The organism is Mucilaginibacter jinjuensis, from assembly GCF_028596025.1.
GTDB lineage: Bacteria > Bacteroidota > Bacteroidia > Sphingobacteriales > Sphingobacteriaceae > Mucilaginibacter > Mucilaginibacter jinjuensis.
This window is the reverse complement of record NZ_CP117167.1, coordinates 5,167,864-5,180,355: the sequence shown is the minus strand read 5'-3', so window position 1 is coordinate 5,180,355 and position 12,492 is coordinate 5,167,864. Positions and strand designations below refer to the sequence as shown.

Below are 12,492 nucleotides of genomic sequence, written 5' to 3'. Positions count from 1 at the left end.
CGCCATTAGGCGGAGGCTGGGGGCTAAAACCCTAACTTCTTATCCACCTCATCCGTTCCCGGCTGGCTCTGTTGCTGCTGATTATACTGGCCGCAGTCGAGCACGGTGGTTACGCCACTTTTAGGTGGTGCAAAATCTACGTTCTTTTTAATGCCTAATTCCGTATTGGCATAAACTTGTTTCATGTACAAAGCGAAAATAGGGAGTGCTGTGTTAGCGCCCTCACCCAGTCGGGTACTGCGGAAGTGGATGTCGCGGTCTTCGCAGCCAGTCCAAACACCGGTAACCAGTTGTGGTGTAATACCGATAAACCAACCGTCTGAGTTATCATTTGTTGTACCTGTTTTACCACCTATTGGGTTGGTAAGGTTATACTTCCATCTCAGGCGCGTACCGGTTCCTTCTTCAATAACACCTTTTAGCATATAGGTCATTACATATGCTGCCTGCTCTTCCATCGCTTGTACTACACGTGGTTTATTATCGTAAAGCACGTTTCCGTTTTTATCCTCAATACGTACTATGTAGGTGGGCTCTGTCCATAAACCATGGTTTACGAAGGCCGAGTAAGCGCCCGTCATATCAAATACAGAAGCATCAAACGAGCCAATACAAATAGAAGGCAAAGCTGGAACCGGCGAGGTTACTCCCATTTTTTTAATCAGCGTAGCAACCGGTTGTGCGGTAACTTCTTTCATAACATGGGCCGTTATCCAGTTTTGTGAATAGGCCAACGCCGTTCTGAGCGTTAACATACCGGGTTTTGTTTCGCTTGGCGACGAATTTGGTGCCCAGGGTTTACTACCCGGGATGGTTATAGAATCGGGCACATTATTTACCTGCATACATGGCGAAAAACCATTAGAAATAGCCACAGCATAAGTAAATGGTTTAGCGGTTGAACCTACCTGGCGCGTACCCATTTTTACCTGGTCGTACTTGTAATGCTTAAAGTCTATACCGCCAACCCAAGCCTTAATATTACCTGTTGTTGGGTCCATGCTCATCATAGCGTTGCGCAGCGTCAATTTACTGTATACGATCGAGTCGATAGGTTTCATCGTGGTATCAATATCGCCGCGCCAGGTAAAAATATTCATGGCTGCCGGGGTATTGAAATCTTCCATAATCTCCTCGTCGGTTTTGCCCTGCTGTTTCAAGGCGATGTAACGGTCTGAGCGGTGCATGCCTTGCTTAATCAACAGATCATAATTATTGATGGCTTTCCGCAGGTTATACCCATGCCAGTGATCATTAAACTGTGCCTGCAGTTCGCGCATGTATTTATGCTGCGCTTCCTCGGCATACTGCTGCATGTCGTAGTTAATGGTGGTGTAAATCTTTAAACCGTCGCGATCCAGGTCGTACTGGGTACCATCGGGCTTAACAATCGATTTTTCTTCCAGTATCTTTTGCACATCCTTTTTAAGCACAGCGCGGAAATAAGTAGCCATCCCCTCAGTATGATCTGTAGGGTGGAAGTTAAGGCCCAGTGGACGGGCTTTAAATTCCTGGTACTGGCCATCGGTAATATAATTCTCCTGCGACATGCGGTACAGCACAAAATTACGACCTTCCAACGCCTTATCCGGGTGACGGATAGGGTTGTACAAAGTAGGTGCGTTTACCATACGCACCAGCAAGGCGGCCTGCTCTGGCGTTAAGTTTGCCGGCGTAGTATGAAAATAAGTAGCCGCTGCCGAACTGATACCGAAAGTGTTATAAGAACCAAAATCAACCGTATTAAGATACATGGTGATGATCTCTTCTTTGGTATAGTTACGCTCGATACGTACAGCGATGATCCACTCCTGTAATTTCTGGATAATTCGTTTTACCGGGTTATGCGCACCCTGTGCTCCATTAAATAAGTTTTTTGCCAACTGCTGCGTAATGGTACTACCACCTTGCTTATGGCCAATCATATTATAAAGCACAATAGTAAATGTGCGGCCAAAATCAATACCCGAATGTTTGTAGAAACGGTTATCCTCAGTAGCAATTAAGGCGTTAATAACATTAGGTGATATTTGGCTGAAGGTTACATTAGAGCGGTTTTGCACAAAGTACTTGCCCAGTACCTGTTTATCCTCGGTAATAACTTCTGATGCCAGGTTGCTTTTCGGGTTTTCCAGATCACGGAATGAAGGCAGCGCGCCAAACAAACCAAAGTTTACACATAGCAGCAACAGCACTACAAAGCTGAAACCACCTATTACAATACCCCATAAAGTCCGGTTATAACGTTGAATTTCCTGGGGAGTAAGTTTTATGATCATTGTTTTTAATAGTTCTTTTGATAAAAATCGATATAGCTATCCAGCGTTTTTTTGTCGGCTAATTTATCCAGATTTTCCTGGGTGATAACAAAAAAGCTGTATTTATCCGCAGGCACCTTCATAATCTGGGGCATTAGCGGGATAATGGCACGGGCGTATTCCTTAACAGCTGCCAAACTGTGGAAAACGCCCACAAAGATAAGCTGATTATTGTCACCCGCATCTTTTAACTGGTGTTTTATGCCAGCCTCGGGGGCAAAGTTGGCCCGGTTAAACTGCCCGATACCAAAACGCGAAGACGACAAATTAGTTGTACCTGTAGCCACATTAACCACAAAATAATAACGGCTGCTATCGCGAAGTGAGTATAATGTATTTGTTGGTGCTGCATTTTGTGGCGTTGCTGTTTGCTTAGCAGGTGCGGCAGCTTGCTTAGTGACAGGCTTTGGCGGTTCTACCACGGCCAGCTTAGGTACAATTAATGATTGTGCAAATGGCGAATCGTAAATATCATTACCCACCAGCACAACAGGGCGTGCGGCAAGCTCTTCCTGGTTGGCATCGATATAGGTTAAGTGCTGGTTGATTAACGGTGCTATGAGCAGATCATTCGGGTACTGATTCAATATGTTATACAGATCGGCACGGAATGGCAGCAGTTTCTCATTGTGACCGGCTGCCATTGCTCTTAAGTAGGCTATCTGTGCAGCCAGTTTATTATTAGGGTACTGCTGTAGTAACTGATCGGCATTGGTAATTACATCTGTATATTTCTTCTGCGCGTACAGGTCGTATATATTATTATATAGCGAATTGAGTTCGGCATCCTTATCATTCATCTTCCGGCCATAATCAGGGTCGAGGATTACTTTGGCGAAAGGTGTTTCGGGGTAGGTTTTCAACAACAAGTCTTTGTAATAATCAGATTTTGTCTGATCTATATCACTGTATAAACGGTACAGGTTATAATAGATAGCCGGTTTCTCGCTGCCATCGGGGAAACGCTTTAATAAGGTTTCGTAAGTAAGGATAGCTTCTTTAGGGTCTTCCAATATATCGCGATAAAAATTGGCGATAGTAAAATAAGCATTATAAACCCGCACGTTTGACTGTGCAATGGTTTGCGGCGTAAGCGGCAGGCTTTGTACCAACTGTTGTTTATAGGTGGCCGCTATCAGATCATCGGTTGATTTTTGATCCTTCTTAGGCAGTACACTTGGATCAATCTGATTGGTGATGTTCTGGCTGTTATTGGTAATATCGCTGTTTGCCCGGTTGGCCCGGCGCCAGTTATCTTCCAGCTTACGGTTACCCCACTTGCGCTTAAAATCAGAAAAACCCGCACTTAAAGAGTTTACATTATAGAAATAGAATGTACTGGCATTAGGTGTTGATGCCGTAGACACCGACGATGTTGGCGAATTGGCATTAGTAAACGCCGATTGTGTTGACAGCAAAGCGGCGGCTTTTACATCAGCTACGTGTTGTTTGGCTAATACATCGAGTTTGGCGGCGCGGGCAGTTTCATGCAGGCCTGCCAATTGTTGCAGAGTATCTTCGTGACCGATAATGCGTAATTGCTCGGCCAGTAATTGCAGGTTATTAGCTTTAAGTTGGATAGCGCGATAACCCGGATAAGTAGGGGCGAGGTTAAGCAGTGTACTATCATATAATTTCTTGGCCCCGGCATAATCACCTTTGTTTTTAAAGCTGATGTCGGCCAGGCGCAAATAATCCAGCGCTTTTTGATTTTGGTTCCTTTTACTGTTTTTGATAGAGAGGCGATAGTTTTTAACGGCATCATCCAGTTTACCATCGGCCAGGTACAATTCGCCGATCTGGAAATAGATCTGATCGATGAAATCTTTATTAATATCGTTCTTCAATAAACCCCTCAGCCTATCGATGCGGCTTACATGGCGGCCATTCTGTGTATCCTGAATCCTGATGCGGTTAAGTTCGGCATTAAAAGCCATTTCGAAAACCGCATTACTCGATACTACACGACTGTAACTGGCAGCAGCTTCTGTAGGTTTATGGTTTTGCTCTTGTAACTGCGCCAGTATAAACGTAAGCCTGCGGCGAAGTTTGTTATCGTCAATGGTTTTAATAGCACGCTGGGCCATATCTTCTGCATGCTTGTAATCGCCTGCATCCAGGTCGTATTGTAAACGGGCGGCATAAACGCTGCCTTCATCGTATTTCTTTTTGGCGTAAAATATTACGGTGAGGTTGGTATCAGAAACCAGTTTAGCCAAAGGCAGCTGGTGCAGGTTTAGTAAAGTACGTACACGCCAGTTACGTGCCTGTTGCTGTAATTCGGGTTTATCGGTATAGTTTTTTATAACGTAGTTGGCAAACTCATCGGCCACAAAATAATTACCGTATAAATAATTGGCTTTGGCCAAAAGCATGTAGGCATCGCCCACGTAATGGCTTTGCTCTTTAACGCTAATGATGGTATTGGCTTTGGCAATTACGGCATCCAGTTCTTTATCGGGGGTAGGGGTGTGGAAAATGGTATCCTGGTATACCCGTAAAAACTGGTTATAATTATCTATGAAAGATGCCGCATAAATATCCTGTTTTTGTTGCAGCAGGTTGTTGGCATTAAATATAATGTTGTAATGCGCAGTAACGTTTTGCATGTAACGGTTAAAGCCGGTCTGTTTTTCGAGCGAACAGCCGGCAAGCAGGCAACACAGCAGTAATATGGTTACAGGATGTTTGATATTAATAGCCCGGTAATACTTCAAAGCTTAACAATGTTTATAAAAAAGCCTCGCTAATTTACTAAATACTATCCAACAGGATTAATAAATTTGCGTATGCCCAAAAATGAACAAAAAGACGGAGATAGCGGCAGCAAGCCTGTTAACAATTATATAAAGTTTAGCGGTATTGCTTTTCAGATGGTTGCCATTATTGGCGTAATGACCTTTATTGGGTATAAGATTGATGGGCATGCCCAGCACAGCACACAATGGGTAACAGCGGTAATGGCGCTCGCCGGGGTTTTTATATCTTTGTACCTCGTAATTAAATCACTAAAAGATTGATCCGCTTAACTGTTAGTTTTCTTGTATTTTCTTTGCTGCTGGCCGTAGTGCCTTTCTGGGCGGGCTACACGCATTATGCATCGTTACTAGTACCCAAGTTTTGGGTGATATACCTGTTTTATTTTATGATCACCTACATTGTGTGCAGCGTGGTAGTGCTTGGGCAGAAACAAGGCGATAAACCGGGGGCACAATTATTCCTGATAGCGACTACTATAAAACTATTAGCGTGTATGATTTTTGCGTTAATATATGTGCGATATATGCCCATAAACGCATCCAGATTTATACTTAGCTTTTTTTATCTATATTTCTTAAATACAGCCTTTGAAATATACACGTTATTAAGTAACTTGCGCATCCAAAATAAAAAGTAAAAATCTCCGCGTAAATGGATTTTAGCCACATTTTGAACTCAAAAAAAATTACTTTAAACGTTGTTTTAAGCGTTTTTCTGAGTTTGTTAGCATGTAAAAGTTTCGCTATACAAAGCGAAAAAGATTCGGTAAACGTAAAAAACGCCAAAGAAGAGGCGTTTAACCCTACGACTGCCATATTAGAGCATATTGGTGATTCGCACTACTGGCATGTAGGTGGCGAAGTATCAATTCCGCTGCCGGTAATTATTTTTACTGAAAAAGGTATGGAGTCGTTCTCGGCTTCTAAATTTAACGGCGAAGGTGTTGCTCAGGGTAAATATCATAACTATAAATTAGTTGATGATAAGATCCGTGTGGTTGATACCGATGGCAACGTTGATAAAGAGGCTTCGCATCATATCTACGACTTCTCGATCACTAAAAACGTGCTTGCGTTATGGTTTGCAGGTATCCTGTTGCTGATCATCTTCTTCAGCGTGGCATCTGCCTACAAAAAACGTGAAGGTAAAGCACCAAAAGGTTTGCAATCATTTATCGAGCCTATCATCATGTTTGTGCGTGATGAGATTGCCCGCCCTAACATCGGTTATAAATACCAAAAATATATGCCGGTATTATTAACCATATTCTTTTTTATATGGATGAATAATATGTTAGGCTTAGTTCCACTATTTCCGGGTGGTGCTAACGTAACTGGTAACATATTATTAACATTTGTACTATCAACTGTAGTATTATTGATTGTTAACTTTAGCGCTAATAAGTACTACTGGAAACACATCTTTATGCCTGATGTACCACTTTGGTTATACCCGATCATGATCCCGGTTGAATTGATCGGTATTATATCTAAGCCTTTCGCTTTAATGATCCGTTTGTATGCTAACATATCAGCAGGTCACATTATCGTGTTAAGCTTAATATCATTGATCTTTATTTTTAAATCACTGTACATAGCGCCGGTATCAGTAGCATTCGTATTGTTTATGGATGTGTTGGAATTACTGGTTGCGTTTTTACAAGCGTTTATTTTCACGATGCTTACTGCGCTGTTTATCGGCACCGCTGTTGAGGAGCATCACCATTAATACGTAAATAATTATACACTATATTTAACTTTTAAATTTAACAAACATGACTGGAAGTATTGCTGCATTAGGTGCAGGTTTAGCAGTTATCGGTGCTGGTATCGGTATCGGTCAAATCGGTGGTAAAGCAATGGAAGGTATTGCTCGCCAGCCTGAGGCTTCATCAAAAATCCAAACTGCCATGATCATCGCTGCAGCCCTTGTAGAAGGTGTTGCTTTATTCGGTGTGGTAGTAGCATTATTAGGCAAGTAATTGCCGATTAAAGAGTAAAGCCTGTAGCGATTGGCGACGGGCTTTACTTATTAAAAGTTGACAAAGATTTTAAATACATAATGGAAGAATTATTTGACGGTTTATTAAATGATCACTTAGGCTTTGTAGTTTGGTCTACAGTTGCTTTTGTGGTATTGTTAATCTTGCTGGGTAAATTTGCCTGGAAACCTATCATGGGCGCAATCAACGACAGAGAGCGTTCTATCGAAGAAGCGCTTTTAAAAGCTGAAGCTGCTAAAGAAGAAATGGCCCGTTTAACAAGCGAAAACCAAAGCCTGTTAAAAGAAGCCCGTGCCGAGCGCGACCTTATTTTGAAGGAAGCACGCCACATGAAAGACCAGATCATTGCTGATGCCAAAGAAGCTGCACAAACAGAAGGCGCCCGCATGATTGAGAAAGCAAGCATCGAAATTAACAACCAGAAAGCAATTGCTTTGGCTGATGTTAAAAACCAGGTGGCAAACCTTTCTATAGATATTGCTGAGAAATTATTGCGCAAGCAATTTGAAAATCAAAGAGAGCAGGACCAACTTGTTGCCGACCTGTTAAAAGAAGTTAAAGTTAATTAGATATCGGATTTCGGATGTTCGATTTCGGATTTGAAATCGAAAGAAAGGAATCCATAGGACATAGGTAATAAAATTTCAGATCGACTTAAATCAATCCGAAATCGAAAATCCGAAATCCGAAATAAAAAAGACATGTCTGAAACAACAGTTGCAACCAGGTACGCCAAATCACTGATAGACTTAGCCAAAGAGCAAAACTCGCTGGAAGCAGTGAGAGCAGATATGGCTTTGTTTGTACAAACCATAAAAGCTAACTCACAGCTGGAAGCCGTATTGCGCAACCCAATTATCCAACAGGATAAAAAGGCTGGTGTATTGGTAGGTATTTTTGGCGATAAGGTTAACAATATTACCATTGCATTTTTTAAACTGGTAGTAAGCAAAGGCCGTGCAGAACTTTTATACCCAACCGCACAGGAGTTTGTAAACCAGTATGATGTATTTAAACATATCGTAAGGGCTACGGTGGTATCAGCAGCCCCACTATCGGCAGATAACCGTAAACAGGTTATTGATGAAGTGAATAAAATAAGCGCAGGTGAAGTTGTATTGACCGAGAAGGTTGATGCTTCATTAATTGGCGGGTTTATATTAACCGTTGGCGATAAGCAAATTGATACAAGTGTAGCAAACAGCTTAACGAAATTGAGAAGTGATTTCGGCCAACCGGTAGTTCAATAATTAAATAGAAAAGCAAACGCTAAAACAGATAAATTAAAATGGCAGAGGTTAGACCAGACGAAGTATCAGCCATATTGCGCCAGCAATTGTCAGGCTTCAAGTCAGAAACTGAATTAGAAGAAGTGGGTACTGTACTCCAGGTGGGTGACGGTATTGCACGCGTTTATGGATTAACGCAAGTACAATCAGGCGAGCTGGTTGAATTTGATAATGGCCTGCAAGGCATCGTACTTAACCTTGAAGAGGATAACGTGGGTGTGGTATTGTTAGGTCAGTCTGACGGTGTAAAAGAAGGCGATACCATTAAACGTACCAAAAAAATCGCTTCACTACGTGTAGGTGAAGGTATGTTGGGCCGTGTGGTTAACACCCTGGGTGAGCCTATCGACGGTAAAGGACCAATTAAAGGCGAAACTTACGAGATGCCATTGGAGCGTAAAGCACCAGGTGTAATCTATCGTCAGCCGGTAACTGAGCCTCTGCAAACAGGTATCAAAGCTATCGATGCCATGATCCCTATCGGTCGTGGTCAGCGTGAGTTGGTAATCGGTGACCGCCAGATTGGTAAAACTGCGGTTTGTATCGATACCATCATCAACCAAAAAGAATTTTATGAAGCCGGCCAGCCGGTAATTTGTATATATGTTGCCTGCGGCCAAAAAGCTTCAACTGTTGCGAACATCGTTCGTACTCTGGAAGAAAAAGGTGCAATGGCATACTCAATCGTAGTTGCTTCAAACGCGTCAGATCCTGCAGCAATGCAGTTCTTTGCTCCGTTTGCAGGTGCTGCAGTAGGTGAGTACTTCCGCGATACAGGCCGCCCTGCATTGATCGTTTATGATGATCTTTCTAAACAGGCAGTTGCTTACCGTGAGGTATCATTATTATTACGCCGCCCACCGGGCCGTGAGGCTTACCCGGGTGACGTGTTTTACCTGCACAGCCGTTTGTTAGAGCGTGCTGCAAAAATTAACGCTAACGATGATATCGCTGCCGCGATGAACGATTTGCCGGAGTCAATCCGTCACTTAGTTAAAGGTGGTGGTTCATTAACCGCATTGCCGATCATCGAAACTCAAGCGGGTGACGTATCAGCATATATCCCAACCAACGTAATTTCGATTACCGATGGTCAGATCTTCCTGGAGTCTAACTTGTTTAACGCAGGTGTTCGTCCGGCTATCAACGTAGGTATTTCGGTATCACGTGTGGGTGGTAACGCGCAGATCAAATCAATGAAAAAAGTTGCCGGTACTTTAAAACTGGATCAGGCTCAATACCGCGAGTTAGAGGCTTTCTCTAAATTCGGTTCTGACCTTGATGCTTCAACCAAACTGGTACTTGATAAAGGTGCACGTAACGTTGAAATGTTAAAGCAAGCTCAATACTCACCGGTATCTGTTGAAAAGCAAGTTGCTATTATCTACTTAGGTACTAAAAACCTGATGCGTAGCGTACCTGTAAACAAGGTTAGAGAGTTTGAAGTTGAGTTTACCAGCCAGTTAGAACTGCGCCATCCTGAAACTTTAGCTGCCCTTAAAGCAGGTAAGTTTGATGACCAGATCACCGGCGTACTGGAAACTGTAGCTAAAGAGCTGACAGGGAAATATTAATAAGTTGTGTGTTTAAAGTTGCGAGTTACGAGTAAGATATAACTCGAAACTCATAATTCGCTACTGGAAACTAAAAAATAGATGGCTAATTTAAAGGAAGTAAGAAATCGTATTGCATCTGTAAACTCAACGCAGCAGATCACCAAGGCCATGAAAATGGTTTCGGCTGCTAAGTTAAAGCGTGCAACCAATGCCATAGTGCAGCTGCGCCCGTATGCTACCAAGCTGCAGGAAATGCTGTCTAACCTTTCGGCAAGCTTGGAGGATGGTTCATCACCATACCTGCAAGAGCGCGAGCCGGTACGTGTACTGGTAGTTGTTGTTACCTCTAACCGTGGTTTGGCCGGTGCCTTTAACGCTAACGCGATTAAAACCGCTAATAACCTCATTGCAGAGAAATACCCCGAGCAAATGAAAGCCGGTAAAGTATCAATCGTAGCAATTGGTAAAAAAGCACAGGAGTTTTATCAGCGCCGTGGTTATAACGTAATTGGTAATAACAACGAGTTGTACAATAACCTTAACTTTGTTGAAGCTTCTAAAATAACTGAAGCCATTATGCAGGGTTTTGTGAATGGCGATTACGACCGTGTTGAACTGGTTTACAACCACTTTAGAAATGCTGCAGTGCAGATTTTAATGGCCGAGCAATTATTGCCGGTTCCTAAAACTGAAACTAAGGCTGAGACTAAAGCAGCTGCACAGGTTGATTATATCCTGGAGCCTTCGCAGGAAGAAATTGTTGAACAATTGATCCCTAAGAATATTAAGATCCAGTTGTACCGTGCGGTGTTAGATTCTAACGCATCTGAGCATGGTGCACGTATGACAGCGATGGATAAGGCTACCGACAACGCCGGTGACCTGTTACGTAGCTTAAAACTATCATACAACCAGGCACGCCAGGCAGCTATTACCACCGAGCTTACCGAGATTGTGAGTGGTGCAGCAGCATTATCAAACGGATAATTATATTCGACATAGATATTAAAAGCGCCGTTCCGGGTTTCCCTGAACGGCGCTTTTGTTTTTAACGGACAATGCATAATTTATTAGCAAATGTTTGTTAAATGAATAAGCCATCACAAACAACAAATCAAAACGCAGATAATATTAATAAGAAGCAATGGGTACTTCCAACTGTAGAAGTTATAGGCGCTGATATTATTAAAAGCGGAAACGAATTTCCTAACTATACAGAGGCTTCTTTAGCGGCTAAGGGTAAGACACATGCCGTTACACAATATTTTGTGAGCTAATACATTTGTAACGAAATCATAGCAGCAGGTTACTTATTTCTGATAGCAGGTATTAAATATAAAACCTACGATCATGATAAGACAAACCTTAAACACTATGCTGGTAACCGGCATAGCACTCTTCGCCGCCTGTAAAGGCAAATCATCATACAGAGAAAATCTTAAAGTTAGTACAGCCGACTCGGCATCGGTTGGTATTGCAAAAGACTCATCCTTTGAAGCTAAACTCGTAAAAACGGGATCAATCAATTTCAAAGTAAAAGACGCAGAGCGCACCAGCGAAGCCATTAGCGATTTAACAAATAAATATAACGGTATGGTGATGCATCACAACGTAACATCCACCGTTGAGCAAACCAAGGATTTCCATTTAAGTAATGATTCTATTTTGCGGGTATCGTCTATAACAGCTGTTGCCGATATTACGGTAAAGATACCGCCTGCTAAAGTGGAGGATTTTATGAATGAAGTAAGCCATCTGGGTGTTTACGTAACCGAACGCAAAATGGATATCACAGATAAAACTTTCGATTACATTACAGAAAAGCTCAAAGCTAAAAACCGCGCTGAGATTGTAACCCAGCAAAAAACGGGTGAGGTTAAGATCAAAGACAGCGGCATATTATTGAACATGAAGGATGATATGGTTGATCAGAAAGTAAATAACCTGCGTACCGATGATGCAGTTAAATACAGTGTGATTGAGTTGCATTGTTTCCAGAATACTAAAATCAATAAAGAAGTTATTGCTGATGATGATCCTTCGGCTTACCAGAGTTCTTATTCAAGTAGGTTTGAGACTGCGTTACAAAATGGATTTGAAGTATTTGCCGAACTGGCATTGGGCGTAGCAAATCTGTGGTCACTTGTAGTAATTGCGGCTTTATGCTGGTTGGGTTATCGCTATTACAAACGCAAACATTCAAAACCGATTCTAAATAATATTTAAAAGCAAAAAATGCTTCTGCTTTTAGTAAACATTTCTATTTTTGTGCAATTAAAAATACAAGGTATCATGAATTCAATGCAAAACGCAAACGACGAACGTCATTATATGGTTTTAACAGCTTCTATAGTTATCGGCTTTGCAGGTATATTTCTGCGTTTTGCCGGTGAAGCACCTTACTGGTCATGGATTTCAAACGTGGTTTTAGTGCTGGGTATTATCGTAGCATTAAAAGGCGTGTTTGCTATCTTAAAATAAGCAGAACATTTTCACAACATACAAAGGCCCCGGTGTTTCACATCGGGGTTTTTTTGTTACCCCTTCCAACCCTCCCCGAGTGGGAG

General features: G+C 42.2%; 12 protein-coding genes. 10 read left to right on the top strand and 2 right to left on the bottom strand.

The annotated features are described in order from the left end of the window. Positions 1 to 23: 23 nt before the first annotated feature. Together PQO05_RS22295 and porW are read right to left on the bottom strand one after the other, a co-directional pair. Positions 24 to 2,279: a penicillin-binding protein 1A gene (locus PQO05_RS22295; protein WP_273629661.1), complete on the bottom strand. Its 2,256-nt coding sequence runs from the start codon at positions 2,277 to 2,279 to the stop codon at positions 24 to 26. A 5-nt stretch (positions 2,280 to 2,284) separates the two neighbouring features. After that, positions 2,285 to 5,035 (bottom strand): type IX secretion system periplasmic lipoprotein PorW/SprE, encoded by a 2,751-nt coding sequence (gene porW, locus PQO05_RS22290; protein ID WP_273629660.1) that lies wholly within the window; start codon positions 5,033 to 5,035, stop codon positions 2,285 to 2,287. A gap of 72 nt (positions 5,036 to 5,107) precedes the next feature. On the opposite strand from porW, the gene PQO05_RS22285 reads away from it, so the two are divergent. From PQO05_RS22285 to PQO05_RS22240, 10 genes are all read left to right on the top strand, one after another. Beyond that, positions 5,108 to 5,338 carry an AtpZ/AtpI family protein gene (locus PQO05_RS22285; RefSeq protein ID WP_273629659.1) on the top strand — a complete coding sequence of 77 codons (231 nt, stop codon included), beginning with the start codon at positions 5,108 to 5,110 and terminating at the stop codon, positions 5,336 to 5,338. A gap of 409 nt (positions 5,339 to 5,747) precedes the next feature. Further along, on the top strand, positions 5,748 to 6,806 hold the full coding sequence (atpB, locus tag PQO05_RS22280; protein ID WP_337941875.1) for a F0F1 ATP synthase subunit A: 1,059 nt from the start codon (positions 5,748 to 5,750) through the stop codon (positions 6,804 to 6,806). Between the two features lie 46 nt (positions 6,807 to 6,852). Next, positions 6,853 to 7,059 (top strand): ATP synthase F0 subunit C, encoded by a 207-nt coding sequence (gene atpE / locus PQO05_RS22275; RefSeq protein ID WP_074490499.1) that lies wholly within the window; start codon positions 6,853 to 6,855, stop codon positions 7,057 to 7,059. Between the two features lie 80 nt (positions 7,060 to 7,139). Beyond that, positions 7,140 to 7,649 carry a F0F1 ATP synthase subunit B gene (locus tag PQO05_RS22270; RefSeq protein ID WP_273629657.1) on the top strand — a complete coding sequence of 170 codons (510 nt, stop codon included), beginning with the start codon at positions 7,140 to 7,142 and terminating at the stop codon, positions 7,647 to 7,649. A gap of 132 nt (positions 7,650 to 7,781) precedes the next feature. Then, complete coding sequence (atpH, locus tag PQO05_RS22265) at positions 7,782 to 8,330, top strand: ATP synthase F1 subunit delta (RefSeq protein WP_273629656.1); 549 nt, start codon at positions 7,782 to 7,784, stop codon at positions 8,328 to 8,330. Between the two features lie 38 nt (positions 8,331 to 8,368). Next, positions 8,369 to 9,943, top strand: coding sequence for a F0F1 ATP synthase subunit alpha (atpA, locus tag PQO05_RS22260; protein ID WP_273629655.1), 1,575 nt, complete (start codon positions 8,369 to 8,371; stop codon positions 9,941 to 9,943). An 81-nt stretch (positions 9,944 to 10,024) separates the two neighbouring features. After that, on the top strand, positions 10,025 to 10,912 hold the full coding sequence (gene atpG, locus PQO05_RS22255; RefSeq protein ID WP_273629654.1) for an ATP synthase F1 subunit gamma: 888 nt from the start codon (positions 10,025 to 10,027) through the stop codon (positions 10,910 to 10,912). Between the two features lie 101 nt (positions 10,913 to 11,013). Next, positions 11,014 to 11,202 (top strand): hypothetical protein, encoded by a 189-nt coding sequence (locus PQO05_RS22250; RefSeq protein WP_273629653.1) that lies wholly within the window; start codon positions 11,014 to 11,016, stop codon positions 11,200 to 11,202. Between the two features lie 73 nt (positions 11,203 to 11,275). After that, the gene (locus tag PQO05_RS22245) at positions 11,276 to 12,151 is read left to right on the top strand and encodes a DUF4349 domain-containing protein (protein ID WP_273629652.1); all 876 of its coding nucleotides are present in this window, start codon (positions 11,276 to 11,278) and stop codon (positions 12,149 to 12,151) included. A gap of 9 nt (positions 12,152 to 12,160) precedes the next feature. Further along, positions 12,161 to 12,406, top strand: a complete 246-nt coding sequence (locus tag PQO05_RS22240) for a hypothetical protein (protein WP_273629651.1) — start codon at positions 12,161 to 12,163, stop codon at positions 12,404 to 12,406. Positions 12,407 to 12,492 lie beyond the last annotated feature (86 nt).

Bases quoted from the DNA above. Each gene is read 5' to 3' on its own strand.
- atpG (WP_273629654.1), top strand. From the start codon at position 10,025: ATGGCTAATTTAAAGGAAGTAAGAAATCGTATTGCATCTGTAAACTCA.
- PQO05_RS22240 (WP_273629651.1), top strand. From the start codon at position 12,161: ATGCTTCTGCTTTTAGTAAACATTTCTATTTTTGTGCAATTAAAAATA.
- PQO05_RS22270 (WP_273629657.1), top strand. From the start codon at position 7,140: ATGGAAGAATTATTTGACGGTTTATTAAATGATCACTTAGGCTTTGTA.
- atpE (WP_074490499.1), top strand. From the start codon at position 6,853: ATGACTGGAAGTATTGCTGCATTAGGTGCAGGTTTAGCAGTTATCGGT.
- PQO05_RS22295 (WP_273629661.1), bottom strand. From the start codon at position 2,279: ATGATCATAAAACTTACTCCCCAGGAAATTCAACGTTATAACCGGACT.
- atpH (WP_273629656.1), top strand. From the start codon at position 7,782: ATGTCTGAAACAACAGTTGCAACCAGGTACGCCAAATCACTGATAGAC.
- atpA (WP_273629655.1), top strand. From the start codon at position 8,369: ATGGCAGAGGTTAGACCAGACGAAGTATCAGCCATATTGCGCCAGCAA.
- PQO05_RS22285 (WP_273629659.1), top strand. From the start codon at position 5,108: ATGCCCAAAAATGAACAAAAAGACGGAGATAGCGGCAGCAAGCCTGTT.
- PQO05_RS22245 (WP_273629652.1), top strand. From the start codon at position 11,276: ATGATAAGACAAACCTTAAACACTATGCTGGTAACCGGCATAGCACTC.
- PQO05_RS22250 (WP_273629653.1), top strand. From the start codon at position 11,014: ATGAATAAGCCATCACAAACAACAAATCAAAACGCAGATAATATTAAT.